19 protein-coding genes are annotated in these 15,120 nt (G+C 40.2%); all 19 read right to left on the bottom strand.

Translation table 11 applies throughout. The features are described from left to right. Window positions 1–2: 2 nt before the first annotated feature. Window positions 3–1,115, bottom strand: a complete 1,113-nt coding sequence (locus D8797_RS04855) for an acyl-CoA dehydrogenase family protein (RefSeq protein ID WP_125379478.1) — start codon at window positions 1,113–1,115, stop codon at window positions 3–5. Window positions 1,116–1,126: 11 nt separating this feature from the next. Then, on the bottom strand, window positions 1,127–2,041 hold the full coding sequence (locus tag D8797_RS04850) for a LysR family transcriptional regulator (RefSeq protein WP_185780843.1): 915 nt from the start codon (window positions 2,039–2,041) through the stop codon (window positions 1,127–1,129). Window positions 2,042–2,225: 184 nt separating this feature from the next. Next, window positions 2,226–2,879 carry a 3-oxoacid CoA-transferase subunit B gene (locus D8797_RS04845; protein WP_125371975.1) on the bottom strand — a complete coding sequence of 218 codons (654 nt, stop codon included), beginning with the start codon at window positions 2,877–2,879 and terminating at the stop codon, window positions 2,226–2,228. Window position 2,880: 1 nt separating this feature from the next. Next, entirely contained in the window at window positions 2,881–3,606 is a 726-nt protein-coding gene (locus D8797_RS04840) for a CoA transferase subunit A (RefSeq protein ID WP_125379476.1), read from the bottom strand. 16 nt (window positions 3,607–3,622) lie between these two features. Then, the gene (locus D8797_RS04835; RefSeq protein ID WP_125379475.1) at window positions 3,623–4,402 is read right to left on the bottom strand and encodes an enoyl-CoA hydratase/isomerase family protein; all 780 of its coding nucleotides are present in this window, start codon (window positions 4,400–4,402) and stop codon (window positions 3,623–3,625) included. A gap of 283 nt (window positions 4,403–4,685) precedes the next feature. Further along, window positions 4,686–5,864: an acetyl-CoA C-acetyltransferase gene (locus tag D8797_RS04830; RefSeq protein ID WP_125379474.1), complete on the bottom strand. Its 1,179-nt coding sequence runs from the start codon at window positions 5,862–5,864 to the stop codon at window positions 4,686–4,688. Between the two features lie 17 nt (window positions 5,865–5,881). Then, window positions 5,882–6,730 (bottom strand): 3-hydroxybutyryl-CoA dehydrogenase, encoded by an 849-nt coding sequence (locus D8797_RS04825; RefSeq protein WP_061908982.1) that lies wholly within the window; start codon window positions 6,728–6,730, stop codon window positions 5,882–5,884. A gap of 94 nt (window positions 6,731–6,824) precedes the next feature. Then, window positions 6,825–8,033, bottom strand: coding sequence for an acyl-CoA dehydrogenase FadE (fadE, locus tag D8797_RS04820; RefSeq protein WP_005590354.1), 1,209 nt, complete (start codon window positions 8,031–8,033; stop codon window positions 6,825–6,827). A gap of 301 nt (window positions 8,034–8,334) precedes the next feature. After that, window positions 8,335–8,673, bottom strand: coding sequence for an ATP cone domain-containing protein (locus D8797_RS04815; protein ID WP_005590355.1), 339 nt, complete (start codon window positions 8,671–8,673; stop codon window positions 8,335–8,337). Between the two features lie 15 nt (window positions 8,674–8,688). Then, window positions 8,689–9,003: a GNAT family N-acetyltransferase gene (locus tag D8797_RS10385; RefSeq protein WP_260471211.1), complete on the bottom strand. Its 315-nt coding sequence runs from the start codon at window positions 9,001–9,003 to the stop codon at window positions 8,689–8,691. Continuing rightward, window positions 8,952–9,188, bottom strand: a complete 237-nt coding sequence (locus D8797_RS10380) for a hypothetical protein (RefSeq protein ID WP_260471210.1) — start codon at window positions 9,186–9,188, stop codon at window positions 8,952–8,954. Before D8797_RS10380 ends, D8797_RS10385 begins: the two co-directional genes overlap by 52 nt. 225 nt (window positions 9,189–9,413) lie before the next feature. Beyond that, window positions 9,414–10,013 carry a hypothetical protein gene (locus tag D8797_RS04805; RefSeq protein ID WP_125379473.1) on the bottom strand — a complete coding sequence of 200 codons (600 nt, stop codon included), beginning with the start codon at window positions 10,011–10,013 and terminating at the stop codon, window positions 9,414–9,416. Between the two features lie 53 nt (window positions 10,014–10,066). Further along, window positions 10,067–11,002 carry a 4-hydroxy-tetrahydrodipicolinate synthase gene (gene dapA / locus D8797_RS04800; RefSeq protein WP_125379472.1) on the bottom strand — a complete coding sequence of 312 codons (936 nt, stop codon included), beginning with the start codon at window positions 11,000–11,002 and terminating at the stop codon, window positions 10,067–10,069. 79 nt (window positions 11,003–11,081) lie between these two features. Continuing rightward, a complete protein-coding gene (locus D8797_RS04795; RefSeq protein WP_125379471.1) occupies window positions 11,082–12,158 on the bottom strand; it encodes an aspartate-semialdehyde dehydrogenase in 1,077 nt (358 codons plus the stop codon). Between the two features lie 242 nt (window positions 12,159–12,400). Beyond that, window positions 12,401–12,526: a hypothetical protein gene (locus D8797_RS10375; RefSeq protein ID WP_260471209.1), complete on the bottom strand. Its 126-nt coding sequence runs from the start codon at window positions 12,524–12,526 to the stop codon at window positions 12,401–12,403. Between the two features lie 184 nt (window positions 12,527–12,710). Beyond that, window positions 12,711–13,235: a GNAT family N-acetyltransferase gene (locus D8797_RS04780; RefSeq protein WP_125379470.1), complete on the bottom strand. Its 525-nt coding sequence runs from the start codon at window positions 13,233–13,235 to the stop codon at window positions 12,711–12,713. After that, the gene (locus D8797_RS04775; protein ID WP_125379469.1) at window positions 13,232–13,885 is read right to left on the bottom strand and encodes a DNA alkylation repair protein; all 654 of its coding nucleotides are present in this window, start codon (window positions 13,883–13,885) and stop codon (window positions 13,232–13,234) included. The genes D8797_RS04780 and D8797_RS04775 overlap by 4 nt, the downstream gene beginning before the upstream one ends. Window positions 13,886–13,888: 3 nt before the next feature. Beyond that, window positions 13,889–14,497 carry a DUF5052 family protein gene (locus D8797_RS04770; RefSeq protein ID WP_185780842.1) on the bottom strand — a complete coding sequence of 203 codons (609 nt, stop codon included), beginning with the start codon at window positions 14,495–14,497 and terminating at the stop codon, window positions 13,889–13,891. Further along, window positions 14,497–15,039, bottom strand: a complete 543-nt coding sequence (locus tag D8797_RS04765; protein ID WP_125379467.1) for a hypothetical protein — start codon at window positions 15,037–15,039, stop codon at window positions 14,497–14,499. Before D8797_RS04765 ends, D8797_RS04770 begins: the two co-directional genes overlap by 1 nt. Between the last annotated feature and the right edge of the window lie 81 nt (window positions 15,040–15,120).

The following is a 15,120-nucleotide window of genomic DNA, read 5'->3' as shown; positions in this document are numbered from 1 at the left end:
TTTTACTCCTTTAACCATCTCTCTGCAATCTCTTTTCTGATCGAATTCCCTGACCGTCCATAATTTTCAATAATTTCAGCATCTTTAAAATAGCGTTTAATGTTCACGTGGTCAAATTTCTGTAAAGGTCCGATAAGACGGAGGATTTCATCCGTAACCTCTAGCGCTACCTTAGTCATATATAGCTTTATCCGTGCAACAAACTTCGAATCTTCTTCTATTTGATTGGGATAGGACGAAAAATAAGCATCTGCAGCACAAATTTTATTGTACAAATCTGCGAACTTATACTGATGCAACTCAACATCCATCAGTCGCTTGCCAAATCCTCTTTTTACACGTGCAAACTCAAGGCCCTTATTAAAGGCGCCCTCAGCAACTCCTAAAGCAACCGCACTCAAGCCGAGTTGCATATTTTTTATAATGTTATTAAATTGTTCATTTCCAGCCAAGACTCCGCCTAACAAGGCAGTTTCTGGAAGGTTTACCTTGTCCAAGGTAACAGAACTTAGTGGAAGTCCTAGTAAACCTTGCTTTTCTATCTGCTCACCAATGAGCACACCCGAAGCAGTCGTCTCCACAATGAAGAATCCGTAGGAATCGGGCTTTCCAGCCTCTCTTACTTTGGCTAAGACCAAGAGAATATCCGCAATGCTGCTATTTGACACCTTAGCTTTTTCTCCCGAAAGTTGCCAACCTGTCTCTGTCTTAATCGCATAGGTCTCCAAATCTGCTAAACTATTTAGATGCTTAGACTCAGAAAATCCAAGACCTGCTATACAAGTTCCCTTTACCAACTTGTCCAGATAACGCTCTTTCTGTTGCCCTGTACCAAACTTCAAAATAGGATAAACACCATAACAACCTTGGGTCAGCAATATAGTTGAAAGAGCTGGAAATTCATTCGAAGTGATTCGAATAGAGCTGATAAAATCAGAAGCCAATGCCTGGTCATCTTCTGACAAAATCGGTGAAAAAATATCCAAATCCGTCGTCATTACTTCCCAAATCTCCTGAGGAAATTCAACTGACTCATCATGATTTTTCATGTAGTCTCTAATAGCTCTATTTACATATGAACTCAATGCTGCTGTTTTAGTACTGGACTTCATCATCAATTCCCCCCCTATGGATGTGGCTCAGAAAGAGGCTGATAATAACCTTTTAAAAGCTCTTCATATACGTATGCTTCTACCTCATTGTAGCTTGCTTTATAAGGCCGGCAGAACCAAATATTGAAAGGCACCGGGTCCTTAAAGCGCACAACCTTGAATTTATTCTTATCGACAAAATATTCTAAAGGACGAGGTAACAGTGCAATCATATCGTTTTGATAAGTTGACTCTATCAAGAAATCCCATGTCGATGATAAATAGGCAAAATTTGCTTTTATCTTTTTACTCTTTAATTTTTCAGTGATTAAATCGTAGGTTGTAAATGATTTATTAAAGGTTGCTAAACCGTACTGAGCGATATCTTTCCATTTCAACAATTCTTTGTTTGCCAAGGGATGATTCTTATCTATATAGGCCACGTATTCATCAACTTGAATGATATACTGTTCATATTTTTTAGGATCCAGATTGGTAGGTTCGATTAATACTGCAAAATTCAGATCCCCTGCAACCAGCTTTTGACGTAATTCATTACTTCCATCCTCAGTAACCTGAATGTTGACTTGCGGATTGTCTTGTAAAAACTTTGGTAAAATACTAGAAAAATATACACGTAAAATCAATGACGGAATTCCCAAGTTAAAGGTACCTTTTTGTTTAAGAGCTTCCATATGAATCATTGATTGCATCTCTTCATGCCGGTTGACAATCTCTGTGGCAAAGCGGTAAATCTTACCACCAGCTTCCGTCAGACTCTCTAATCTTCCATTTCTGCGATTGAAGAGCTGGACTCCTTCCGTTGATTCAAAATTTGTGACAAACTGACTCAAGGCTGACTGGCTGATATGAATTTTCTTAGCTGCGATAGAAAGATTGCATCCACATTCGACGATATTGATAAAGTAAGTCATTTGAATTATATCCACTTTTCGTCTCCCATCTTTCAAATTTCACGAGGTAATTTGCCATAAATAAAACAGCAACTGGTCCTCGAAACCATGATGACCAGTTGCTAGTATTCTGATTAAAAACTAATCATCGCTCAAGTTGTTATAAACACATAGTAACACACTTTCAGAGAAAGAGGAGATTAATTGCTTACTAACCTTATTAGATTGACATCGTTTTCAAGTCTTCTGAAACAATTACTTCTCCTGCTGTCTTTTCAAGAACTTCCTCTAGGGTAACGCCGGGAGCAAGCTCTTTCAAGAGGAACTTACCATCTTGGAAACCAAAGACAGCCAACTCTGTAATGACTAAATCAAGAACTCCTTTAGCAGAAAGTGGTAAAGTACACTCTGGTAGAAGTTTAGATTGGCCATCGGCAGTAGTATGCTGGATTGCACCGATAACACGCTTCGCTCCAACCAACAAGTCCATCGCTCCACCCATTCCTGGGGCAAACTTCCCTGGAATAATCCAGTTAGCAATACTACCATCTTGACTGACTTCCAAAGCTCCTAGCACGGTCGCATCAACGTGTCCACCACGGATGATCGCGAAGGAAGTCTGTAAGTCAAATAATGCTGCTCCAGGCAAGAGAGTGATTGGCGCTCCACCAGAGTTTGCCAGGTTTGGATTGTAAGTATCTTTCGTTGGTGTTTCACCAAAGCGAAGCGCTCCATTTTCAGCCTGAAGAATAACGTTTACTCCGTCAGGAATATAGTCAGCAGATGCGTTTGGAATACCAAATCCTAGATTGACAACATCTCCATCTTTAAATTCTTGTGCAACACGTCTTGCAATAATTTCTTTTGCTTTCATATTAGTTCACCCCCGCCAATTTTTTAGTCTCTGTCCAAAGATCACCCATCATTTTATGGTGTTCTTCTGGAGTCAAGCTTTGGACGACATAGTCAACAAGGATGCCCGGAATATAAATATCATTCGGATGAATTTCGCCAGCTTCAACAATTTCATTCGCTTCAACAATGACAATATCTGCTGCGAGAGCTAATTGCAAGGAAATGTTTTTCGTAGTACCATCTATATACAAGTTGCCGTATTTATCAGCTTTAGTCGCTTTGATTAAGGCAACATCAATTTTAAGTGGATCATAAACCAAGTATTCACGGCCATTACGTTCTACTTTTTCATAATCTTTTTCTAAGATTGTTCCGACTCCTGTCGGGGTCAAGACAGCTCCTAAGCCAGCTCCAGCTGCATGGAGACGCTCGACAACAGTTCCCATCGGTGTAAATTCGACTTCCATCTTCTTTTCAAAATACTCACGTTGAGCTGCTGCAGATGTTCCTACGTGGGCTGCAATATATTTTTTCACTTGGTGATTTTCACAAAGTCGTCCAACCCCAACTTCTTTACCAGGATGAGATGTTACCACCGATACCAAAGTCAAGTCTTGCTGGTTTTGTTTTACTAATTCTTCAATCAATTCAAAAGGTTCACCGACACCGAGGAATCCAGAAATTCCAACGATATCACCCGATTTGACCTTAGAAATAGCGTCTGATAATGATACAACTGATTTCATGCTGATACCTCCTCTTTTACTTACGATTGAAAACAGCTTTGCGTTTTTCAACAAAAGCACGCATTCCTTCTAGTTTGTCTTCTGTAGAGAAGAGCAAGCCTTCTGCTTCTGTTTCCAGACGGATTGCATTTTTAAGAGGAAGTTCCGCACCAACTTGAATGACATGTTTCGCTTTTTCAACAGCTAACGGTGCATTCTTCATGATGGCTGCGGCTAATTCTTCAGCTGAAGACAACAATTCTTCAGCAGGAACCAGTTTGTTAAGAATACCTAAGTCATAGGCTTCTTGACCTTTCACTGTACGAGCAGTGAAGATAAGTTCTTTGGCACGGCTAGTTCCAATCAAGCGAGACATCCGTTGAGTACCAGCAAATCCTGGAATAATACCCAAGCCAACTTCTGGGAAGCCAACCACTGTTTTTTCAAATCCAATACGGATATCTGTTGAAAGTGCTAGCTCCATACCACCACCGAGTGCATAACCATTGATGACTGCAATCGTTGGTTGGCGTAAATCTGAAAGGCGAGTAAATGTATCATTTGCAAATGTCATGTATTCAAATGCTTGAATAGGTGACATCAAATCCATTTCCTTGATGTCTGCTCCGGCGACGAATGCTTTTTCTCCTGCTCCAGTTACGATGACAACGCGAATTTCCTCGCTTTTCTCAACTTGATCAAGAACTTCATTCAAATCAGCCAAAACTTGAGAACTCAAGGCGTTCAAAGCTTCAGGACGGTTGATAGTGATATATCCAATCCCGTTTTTAACTTCTAATAAAACAGTTTTACTCATTTTTATGCTCCTACTTATAAAATTGAATGACTAAGTATGCTGTCAACAAATACTTAAACCACAAATGTAAGAGCTTACATTCTTATGATATACCATTTCTCACACTTCGTCTACTTAATCATCATTTATACATCGATAAGCTAAGCTTATAGTTTTGATATTCAAATTATTTTTTTGAAAAATAAAACAAGCCCTATCAAGGCTTGCTTGCAAAAAACAGCTCATCGATAGGACTTGTTTATATAGTAGAAGCAAATGGAAAACTTCAAAAATGAACTAGGTTTTAGCGTTCTACGATGACCGCTGTACCCATTCCGCCACCAATACATAGTGTAGCAAGGCCACGTTTAACATCACGTTTTTGCATTTCGTGCAAAAGTGTTACCAAAATACGGCAGCCTGAAGCACCGATTGGGTGACCAAGAGCAATCGCACCACCATTTACATTGACTTTTTCAGGATCAAGATTCAGTTCTTTACCAACGGCACATGCTTGCGCTGCAAATGCTTCATTGGATTCAACCAAATCTAAATCTTCCACTGTAAATCCGCCTTTTTCAAGGGCTTTGCGAGATGCGTAAATCGGGCCACAACCCATAATTTTTGGATCTAGTCCAGCGCTTGCGTAAGATTTGATCGTTGCCAAAACTGGAACGCCCAATTCTTTAGCCTTATCAGCACTCATAACAACCACTGCTGCTGCACCGTCGTTGATACCTGAAGCATTACCAGCAGTTACGGTACCATCCTTCTTGAACACTGGACGCAATTTTCCCAATCCTTCAAGAGAAGCATCTTTTCTTGGAAATTCATCTGTATCAAATACGATAGGATCACCTTTACGTTGTGGAATTTCAACAGGAACAATTTCTTCTTTGAAACGACCAGCTTCGATCGCTGCAACAGCACGTTTTTGAGATTGCACAGCAAAGTTATCTTGGTCTTCACGTGTAATGCCATATTGTTCAGCAACGTTTTCAGCTGTAATTCCCATATGGAAGGATTCAAAGGCATCTGTCAAGCCATCTCGGAGCATAGTGTCTACTACTTGAGAGTCTCCCATACGGGCACCCCAACGTTGGTTTTGAAGGACATAAGGAGCTTGGCTCATGTTTTCAGCCCCTCCAGCTACAACGATATCAGCATCTCCACACAATACAGCTTGAGCCGCCAATTGAACTGCTTTCAAACCAGAGCCACAAACTTTGTTAATAGTGAAAGCTGGAGAAGCTACTGGGACACCTGCGTTAACACTCATTTGACGAGCTACGTTTTGACCAAGACCTGCCCCCAGAACATTCCCCATGATAACTTCATCAACTTGTTCGGGCTTCAAATTTGCTCGTTCAATAGCACTTTTAATAACCAAACTGCCTAGTTCAACAGCCGAAACATTTTTTAAAGTTCCACCAAAAGAACCTAAAGGTGTACGGACTGCTGCTACAATAACTGCTTCTTTCATTTCTTGCTCCTTATATCTTAATATTTAAAGAATCCTTCTTTAGTCTTGCGACCAAGCTTACCAGCTTCAACCATCTTCTTCAGAAGTGGAGCAGGACGATACTTAGGATCTCCAAATCCATTGTTTAACACTCCCATGATAGCCAAGCAGACATCAAGACCGATCAAGTCAGCCAATGCCAATGGGCCAATTGGGTGATTAGCACCTAGTTTCATTGCTTCGTCAATTTCTTCTGCTGAAGCAATTCCTTCTCCTAAGATGAAAATAGCCTCATTGATCATTGGAATCAAGACGCGGTTCACAACAAAACCATAAGAATCTTTCACATCTACAGCTGTTTTACCGATTTTTTCAGTCAATTCACGAACAGCTTTCACAACTTCATCTGACGTTTGAAGCGCACGAATAACTTCAACCAATTTCATAACTGGTGCTGGGTTAAAGAAGTGCATACCAATAACGCGTTCTTGGTGAACTGTCGCAGCTGCAATATCAGTAATAGATAGAGATGAAGTGTTTGAAGCCAAAATAGTTTGAGGGTCAGTCAACTCATCCAACTGTTTAAAAATGCTCAATTTGATGTCGCGATTTTCAGTAGCCGCTTCAATAACCAATTGAACATGTTTAGCATCTTCATAAGATGTAGAAGGAATCAGATTTGCCAAAATGCTGTTTTTATCTTCTTCTGACAAACGACCTTTTTCAACAGAACGAGACAATTGCTTAGTAATACCATCTAGCCCTCTTTGAACAAACTCTTCCTTGATATCATTGAGATAAACTGTGAAACCTGATTGAGCAAAGACTTGTGCAATACCGCTTCCCATTTGACCTGATCCGATAATCATCACTTTTGAAATACTCATTTTTTTCTCCTATTTACTATCAAAATATAAACTTCAAAAAGAAAGAATCGGAACGATTACTAGCAAATGCTGAGCAATCGTTCCAAATTCATTATTATACAAATGCTCCAATACCAGTAATTTCACGGCCTACAATCAAAGCATTCACTTCATGAGAACCTTCATATGTGTAGATTGCTTCAGCATCTGCAAAGAAACGAGCTACATCAGTTTCAAGAGTGATTCCGTTACCACCACATGTTTCACGTGCAAGTGCAACTGTTTCGCGCATTACCAATGAGTTATGCATTTTAGCAAGTGCAGAGTTCAGCATCAATTCGTTACCTGCTTCTTGCATTTCAGCAATACGAGCTGAATATGAAAGTACTGCCACTGCGTTAGCTTGCATTCTAGCCAATTTTTCTTGTACGATTTGGAATGCAGCAATTGGACGTTTGAATTGTTGACGATCTTTAGCATATTTAAGAGCTGCTACGTATGAACCACAAGTGATAGCAGTTGCAATGTGAGCAACGTCAGCACGAGTGAATGTCAAGATGCGAGCTACATCTCCAAATCCATTGATGTTTACCAAACGGTCTGAATCTGGAACTTCCACATTCTTCATAGTAATGTGGCCATTACGTACGCAACGAAGAGCTGTTTTGTGAGGGATTGGTTCTGCATGATATCCAGGAGCGCCTTTACGAACGATGAAACATTTTACTTTTCCATCTTCAACGTCGCGGGCAAATACTGGAACAACATCAGCTGTATCTGATCCACCGATCCAACGTTTTTCTCCGTTCAAGATCCATTTATCGCCAACGCGCTCAGCTGTTGTCGCAAGACCTCCAGCAATGTCAGAACCTGATAACGGCTCAGTCAATGCGAAACATCCTTGCCAGTCAAATGCAGCTAACTTAGGAAGGAATTCTTTTTGTTGACGCTCGTCACCACCAAGCAAAACTGTGTTGTAGCAAAGTCCACCATGAACTGTGAAGAAAGTCGCTATAGACGCATCGAAACGGCCTAATTCCAAATACAAGAATGCGATGTAAAGTTCTGATGGTTTGTAGTTGCCTTCGCGACCTTCGAACAATTTAGGGTTGTTCATGATTTGAGCGCCTTTAGCAACTGCATAGAATTCTTCAAATGGGAAATCAGGCGCTTCCCAATATTCATTAATGACTGGACGAAGATGCTTTTCAATCAAACGACGAGTTTCTTGTAATACTTCCGCTTCTCCCAATGTCAAGCCATCGGCATAGTGGAAAAGATCCTCAGGGTATAGTTCACGTAAAATTTCTTCTTTAGTTGCCATTTTATTGACTCCTTTTGTATTGTTTTTATTGGTATAAGAGCGCTTACATTTTTGCAGCTCAGTATTTGTTGACGCTTTCATTTTATATCTAATATGTCCTAGTGTCTACTTAAGAAAGATTAAGAAGAGCATAAGTCCAGATTATACATATTGATTTAACTGGCTTTAAAAGGCCTTTTTCTAATAAATACAAGGAAAAATTTTGAATGCGATTACAACTTTTGAAGAAAAATCTCCTTTGAACTGACTTTATAAATTGAGTTTTGCAAAAGAAAAAGCCCATCTGGGCTTTTCAGCATTTTTATCGAATTTGCTCAAAATGCAAATGGACAGCGATATGGTCACCGTAACCACTGCGTTCCAAATCACGCTGCAAGCGGTAGGAAATATAATGCTCAGCAATAGTGATATAGCCTGCTCCCAAGAGACGATTTTCAACCATAGACTGAATCATACTGATAGTGGCACGCTCAACCTTAGCTTCTTCCAAATCTAACGCGACTTTTTTTGTCACCAAGGCTAGATTTTGGCGGAGGTCGTCTGTCAAGACATAAACGGTTTGAGCCGCTTTTAATACCGCTTGATAGATTTTATCTGGGTCAAAATCAACGACTTCCCCACTGCGTTTAATAACTTTCATAAAATACTCCTTTATTTATATATTTCTGATGTAATGTAAATCTCTGGCTTGACTGCTATCAAGCCAATTTTCAGTAGCAGACTCAAAGACAAAGCCCTCTTTTTCATAAAAAGGAAGACCAATAGCATTTCCTTCCGTTACTGTAACAGCTTGCTCTCTGGCCTGATATTGTGATTTTTGATAACTTGTCAAAGTCTCCAGTAATGCATGACCGATTCCCAAACGTTGAGCCTGCGGCAAGACATAGAGAACGTAGACATTGGCTCTGCCGTCCTCACTCATTCCACACCAATACAACCAAGCACCTGCCCATTCACTTCTGACAGCCAATAGCCATTCCATTCAGGAGAAAGTTCAGTCAAGTCCTTAAGCAGACGTTCCTTGCTATAGAAAATGTCAAAGACTCGCTCTATGTAGGAAGATGAGTAAATATCTTTATAGGTAGTCAACCAAGTTTCTCTACATATCTTTTGGATTAGTTGCCAATCAGCCTTGCTTGCCTTACGAACCTGCATTATCATCACCTCTTAAGCAATAACTTACCCTATCATTATACAATTTTTTCTTATTTTTTTCAAAAAGAATGAAACATTTAGAAAAAGGACTGCAGAGATGAACTAAACCTCAATCCTTAGAATGTTATCTAACGTTTGAGGCGCCATTCAACTGCAATCCTTTTGAAATATTTTTCAGAGAACTATAAATACTGGTCCTTTTAGATCAAGCTAATAATACATATACTATATACCACTTTCCTCTAATACAATGTCTTGTTTCTGGTAACGATATTGCATTTTCCAATGATTTTCAGATACTTCTTCTAATTTCAGAGTTTTGTTAATCTTATTAAAAGGCAATTTCTCTTCTTCAACTTTCCTTAGGAGCTCAACTAATAAATCACCCCCAGCGTTTAGAGAAATTAAACTATCATCCTCACTATCGTATTGAAGTAAAACTTTCTTAGTCGGTTTGTGGATGACATTATAAAGATTGAAAGCTCTTTCGATGTCAAAATTCTTCTCTTTGTCTGCTATCATTGACACAGTATGTAACTCTAACCGACCAATTTTAAACGCTCCAAAAAGACTGAAAACAATCCCTAATCCAGCAAGTGTTTCCCAGATGAGAGAGAAAAGTTTTAAATCCCAATCTGTTATAACAGTAAGAAGTAGATAAAGAGCCCCCAAACCAAACCCTAACAAAATTAGACCTGCACCATAAAAACTTGCCTTATCACCAGTTCGAATAATTGGCTTGTCGTAAACTCTCTTCCCCTCAAGCTTTTCCAGACTGCGCCTTGCCTTATACTCCTCGATTCGTTGACTATGCTTTTCTGACATATTATTTCATCACACCTTACTTATCCATATAAGCTCTAAACCAAAATTGCCGATCAATAATCTGGTCTCAAGACACCTTTAACAGTCTCTTTCGTCGCTTCATAGTCGCCATCAACCACGACCTTGATAATTCGCTTAGCATCTTCCTCAGGAGCTGGAACAAGCGGTAAGCGGGTTGGACCTGCTGCAAATCCCATGTAATTGAGGACAGCCTTGACTGGAGCTGGACTTGGGTAAGAGAAAAGGGCATTGACTTTAGGGATGAATTTCCGTTGGATGGCTGCTGCTTTTTTGATGTCATTGTGCTCAATAGCATCCATCATTTCAAACATTTCATCACCGTTTGTGTGAGAAGCAACGGAAATAACTCCATCAGCCCCCAGATTCATAGCATGAAAGGCATCGCCGTCCTCACCCGTATAAATCAGGAACTCCTCTGGACGATGCTCAATCAAATAGGCCATATTAGCCAGACTGGTACATTCTTTCACACCGATAATATTTGGGTGTTCTGCCAGTCTTAACATGGTCTCAGGCGTCATTTCAACCACTACCCGTCCTGGGATATTGTAGATAATGATCGGCAGGTTTGAAGCATCCGCAATGGCTTTAAAGTGCTGATACATGCCTTCTTGAGACGGTTTATTGTAATAGGGAACAATGGCCAAACCAGCCGCAAAACCGCCAAAGGCATCTACTTCTTTGACAAATTCGATGGAGTCGCGCGTTTCATTGGTACCGACACCAGCTATCAAAGGAACGCGCCCTTTAACAACCTTTTGAACAGCTGCAAACAATTCCAACTCTTCATCGTGAGTCAAGGTTGGACTCTCTGCAGTCGTTCCAGCTAGCAAAATCCCATCCGTATGGTGAGCCAAAAGGTGCTCAATCAAATCTGGAATGGCTTCAAAATTGATGGAGCCATCTTCATGAAAAGGCGTAATGAAAGCTGTGATGATTTTACAATTCTTCAAATCTGCGTATGCCATAGACTTACCTCTCTTTGTATGAAAAGAGGATTGAATGACAGATATTCAATCCTCGACCTGTCACATATTTTCAGACAGTTTATTTTAATTCAAAAACAACTTCTTCCGTCGGACGGACCAAACCACGCTCATGAAGAGTTTCAGCAATTTGGACAGAATTCCAAGCAGCCCCCTTCAAGAGATTGTCTGAAACGACCCACATATGGATTCCTTTTTCTGCATCCAAGTCTTTGCGGATACGACCTACAAAGGTATCACGAGAACCAACAGCGTTGATGGCTTGTGGATAGATTTGATGAGCTACATCATCTTCAAGAACAGCACCTGGGAAAGCTGCAATGGCTGCCTTGACTTCTTCAATCGGAGCCACTTCTTTCGTTTCGATGTAAACAGACTCAGAGTGAGCTGACAGGACTGGAATACGTACACAGGTGGCAGACACAGCGATGCTATCGTCTTCCATGATTTTCTTGGTTTCCTTGGTCATCTTCATCTCTTCGTAAGTGTAGTCATTGTCAGTGAAGACATCGATTTGTGGAAGAGCGTTAAAAGCGATAGGATAGTGTTTCTTGTCACCACCAGAAGGCAAGATTTCCGCATGCAAATCACGTGGTTTCACACCATCATTCAACACTTCACGCAGCTCACGTTGCGTTTCAAGAATGGCTCCCATACCAGCACCTGAAACGGCTTGGTAAGTTGAAACGATGATACGATCCAAGCCCCATTTTTGACGAACAGGCTCAAGAGCTACCATCATTTGGATTGTTGAACAGTTAGGGCAGGCGATAATCCCTTTATGCTGATCTAGTGCATGAGCGTTTACTTCTGGAACAACCAGAGGCACATCAGGATTTTGGCGGAAATATGAGGTATTGTCTACTACGACTGCACCAGCTTTGACTGCATACGGAGCATATTTTGCTGAAGTAGAACCACCAGCTGAGAAAAGAGCGATATCCACGCCTTCAAAGGCAGTTTCTGTTGTTTCTTCGATGGTGACATCTTGTCCCTTGAACTGAAGAACCTTACCAGCTGAACGAGCAGAAGCCAAATAACGGATCTTATCAATTGGAAGTGTTGATTCTTCCAGCATTTTAATCATTTGAGCGCCAACAGCACCAGTGGCACCAACTACAGCAACTGTATATCCCATACAATCCACCTCTGAATTTTCTAAAAATTTTGTATATTCTAGTATTATACTATTTTTAAGGAAAAATGCAAATATTTCTAAAGGATTATGTCCTTATTTTGTTGAAATATGCAGCTCTCACAATGCTGACCTCCTCAATATCAATGGCTCTAAGCTCAGCTTCGACCAGCGGTCTCGCCTCTCTAAGAGAGGTTTCAAGGTTTACAGATTTTGTTCTCACGAACAAAACTGCATCCACTGCTCTAAGATTCAACTGCCTTCTGCGAAGTTGTTTCATCAAGAGCAATAGCACTCACGACGCCAACCGTCTCAGTATCAATGTCTCTAAGCTCGGCTACGACTAACTGTTTTGCCTCTCTAAGAGACATAGAAAAATCCCCAATCCGTAGACTGGGGATAAGGGCACTTTCGTGTGATCAGCAGGTTCACACAACTGATCAAGGTCCGCTCCTGCGTTTATGACCTCCCATGCTTCAATTTGCAGAAAATCTGCATATCGACTCATCGCACGAAATATAGTTTACCTTATCATTTTCCGTTTTGTCAAGGTATTTAATCTAAAATATAAACAAAAACTTGTCTATCCTTCCACTCCTGCCCTTCTTTTTGGAATTGTTTCCGTACTCCTTCAAGATAGAAATCAGCTTGTTCTAGTAATTTTTGTGAAGGGATATTCTGTAGATCAACATGTGCTTCTAAACGATGAAATCCTAATTCACGACTGACTTTCTTGAGTTCTTCTAGCATAACTCTGGCGTAGCCCTGACGCCAAAATTGATTATGTATCGTATAACCTATTTCCGCCCATTGAAAGTCATCTCTAGCTAGCACAAATAAATTAACCATACCTACATGTTTTCCGCTTTTTGCATCATAAATTCCCCAAATATACTGCTGGTCTTTCTCTCGAAAATCGCGGTGTTTAGCCACCAAATCCGAAAACCAACTTTCTGTACAAATTGTCATATCTAAAAGTCCATCATCAAATGGTGATTGGGATGGTAATCTATTTGAAAATCCTTCCAGCCAAACTAAGTAATCCTTCTCTTCCAGATATTTTAAATAAATATGTTTCATAAATACTTACTTGCCTCTCGAATACTCAGTGCAGCCATTTCTGCCTGATGCCGCTCAATAAAATCTCTGACCCAGTCTGGATTGGTTTTTGAATAGTCTCTCAGAGCCCAGCCGATGGCCTTGTTAATAAAGAATTCTGTTTGGCCTAGATTATTCACTAAAATTTTCTCCAACAGCTCCGTGTCTGTTTCTTCTTTTCGCAATAGCTGATGATCAATGGCTAATCGCCGCAACCAAAAATCTTTATCGCAACTCCAGGATAAAATAATCTCTTTGGTTTCTGGAAATCGGGCAATGATAGATCCGACCAAGCGGTCCAAAAAGTCAATGGTATCCCACCAAGACTTAGTTTGAGCTAGTTTCTTCAAACGTGGCAAGTCAGATGGTGTCAATAGTTTCTTGCGAATCTCCAGATAATCTAGCGCAGTGTACTGCAGTTCTCGATAGGGATAATTCCAAGCTTCATTTATGAAATTCCAGTCAATGACTAAGTCAGTCTGCTGTTTGAAAAAAGTCTTTGTGAGCTTCCGTCTAGCTGGAGTCTTGACTCCTAGAAAGTCAAATTTATTTTTCATATAGGCTTTCATAGCAACTGCATCATCAGGGTTAGCTACTGCTTTCAGATTTTCAAGTAATTCCTCTACATCCATAGCTTACTCCAGCAATTCACGGTCATAAATAGTGTAGTCGCAGCGGTAAATCACGAGGCGCTTGCCATCAATCAGCAACTCAGAAGTTTTGGGGGCATCAGATTTATCAAGAGAGACACGATCCCCAGCATAAGCTGCCAGTGGAGTGCCATTTTGAGAGCGAATCAGAATGACCTTCTTCTTGCCGTTAAAGTCGTTTTTAAAAGCAGAAATCATACGATTTAAAACAGGGACTGCATGGCTATTCTCCTCAACATCTGCAGTCTTTTGATATTGAGCAAAGACATCTTTCAAGCCTTTTTCTTCTGCAATCAAGGAAGAACCCACATGATCAATCTCATACTTACCCAAGGTGATTTTGAGCACAGATGAGTCTTCTTTGGAATTTCCTTCTGCATCAACTGAATCAAACTCCTCGTTACGCGAGATGGATAAGGACTTCCCTGACATCTGGTCGATGAGTTGGGAATTCTCATCATAGGTGCGAACCGTCATCTCCAGCCCCAGCCATTCCTCCTTGGCATTTTTGAACCAATTTTCAACGGCCTGACAACCGGTCAAGGTCAAAAGACCAATACTCAAAAGAGATATTAATAGGTATTTCTTTTTCATTATTTATGCTCCATATTTTTTTCGTATAAGGAAATTTCTTTTGCAATTTGTGATTTGGCTGCTTTTCCCGTCAATAATAACTTGAGAGGCCTCATCACTTGCAGTCCTAGGCCATCCATTGCATAGTAAGACAGGCGATAGTAAAAATAATTTACAAATTCAATGATGGAAAACAACCAAAGTAAAACTCCAATAATGATATTACTGCTACTACTCACTCTAAAAGACCAGATCCAAATCGGTATATATGCAAGCAGCATCATAAAATCTAGCACTTTTAATCCTTTATAAAGAGGTGCAAGTAGTTGAGTTTCCAAGGCCTTCTTCTTTTGGATTCGTCTTAAACAGTTAAGCCAATAGAGGGAACCTTGAACCAATATCAGATTAAGAATTAACAGTGGAAAATAAAGGACGGCGCTGGATGTAGCAAATCGAGTCTCTGGTTTTGTATACAGAACATACACGATACAGAACAACACGACACTTATCGATTCCCCCGAGGCCAAATAAATTAATTCCTGTTTGAGACTTCTTCTTTTCAAGGTTCATCCTCCTATGAGCAAAAACTAAGTGATGGAAATATGGCTTTATTATATCAAAACATCTGGAATTTAAGTCTAAAA

This window comes from Streptococcus cristatus (genome assembly GCF_003944225.1).
In the GTDB taxonomy this organism is placed as follows: domain Bacteria; phylum Bacillota; class Bacilli; order Lactobacillales; family Streptococcaceae; genus Streptococcus; species Streptococcus cristatus_K.
Note: the sequence above shows the minus strand (reverse complement) of the source record. Positions and strands in the feature narration are given on the sequence as shown.

What these genes read in the sequence shown, in the direction of transcription:
- D8797_RS04855 (WP_125379478.1), bottom strand. Translation starts at nt 1,115, where the DNA reads ATGATGAAGTCCAGTACTAAAACAGCAGCATTGAGTTCATATGTAAAT.
- D8797_RS04845 (WP_125371975.1), bottom strand. Translation starts at nt 2,879, where the DNA reads ATGAAAGCAAAAGAAATTATTGCAAGACGTGTTGCACAAGAATTTAAA.
- D8797_RS04840 (WP_125379476.1), bottom strand. Translation starts at nt 3,606, where the DNA reads ATGAAATCAGTTGTATCATTATCAGACGCTATTTCTAAGGTCAAATCG.
- D8797_RS04835 (WP_125379475.1), bottom strand. Translation starts at nt 4,402, where the DNA reads ATGAGTAAAACTGTTTTATTAGAAGTTAAAAACGGGATTGGATATATC.
- D8797_RS04830 (WP_125379474.1), bottom strand. Translation starts at nt 5,864, where the DNA reads ATGAAAGAAGCAGTTATTGTAGCAGCAGTCCGTACACCTTTAGGTTCT.
- D8797_RS04825 (WP_061908982.1), bottom strand. Translation starts at nt 6,730, where the DNA reads ATGAGTATTTCAAAAGTGATGATTATCGGATCAGGTCAAATGGGAAGC.
- fadE (WP_005590354.1), bottom strand. Translation starts at nt 8,033, where the DNA reads ATGGCAACTAAAGAAGAAATTTTACGTGAACTATACCCTGAGGATCTT.
- D8797_RS04815 (WP_005590355.1), bottom strand. Translation starts at nt 8,673, where the DNA reads ATGAAAGTTATTAAACGCAGTGGGGAAGTCGTTGATTTTGACCCAGAT.
- D8797_RS10380 (WP_260471210.1), bottom strand. Translation starts at nt 9,188, where the DNA reads ATGCAGGTTCGTAAGGCAAGCAAGGCTGATTGGCAACTAATCCAAAAG.
- D8797_RS04805 (WP_125379473.1), bottom strand. Translation starts at nt 10,013, where the DNA reads ATGTCAGAAAAGCATAGTCAACGAATCGAGGAGTATAAGGCAAGGCGC.
- dapA (WP_125379472.1), bottom strand. Translation starts at nt 11,002, where the DNA reads ATGGCATACGCAGATTTGAAGAATTGTAAAATCATCACAGCTTTCATT.
- D8797_RS04795 (WP_125379471.1), bottom strand. Translation starts at nt 12,158, where the DNA reads ATGGGATATACAGTTGCTGTAGTTGGTGCCACTGGTGCTGTTGGCGCT.
- D8797_RS10375 (WP_260471209.1), bottom strand. Translation starts at nt 12,526, where the DNA reads ATGTCTCTTAGAGAGGCAAAACAGTTAGTCGTAGCCGAGCTTAGAGAC.
- D8797_RS04780 (WP_125379470.1), bottom strand. Translation starts at nt 13,235, where the DNA reads ATGAAACATATTTATTTAAAATATCTGGAAGAGAAGGATTACTTAGTT.
- D8797_RS04775 (WP_125379469.1), bottom strand. Translation starts at nt 13,885, where the DNA reads ATGGATGTAGAGGAATTACTTGAAAATCTGAAAGCAGTAGCTAACCCT.
- D8797_RS04770 (WP_185780842.1), bottom strand. Translation starts at nt 14,497, where the DNA reads ATGAAAAAGAAATACCTATTAATATCTCTTTTGAGTATTGGTCTTTTG.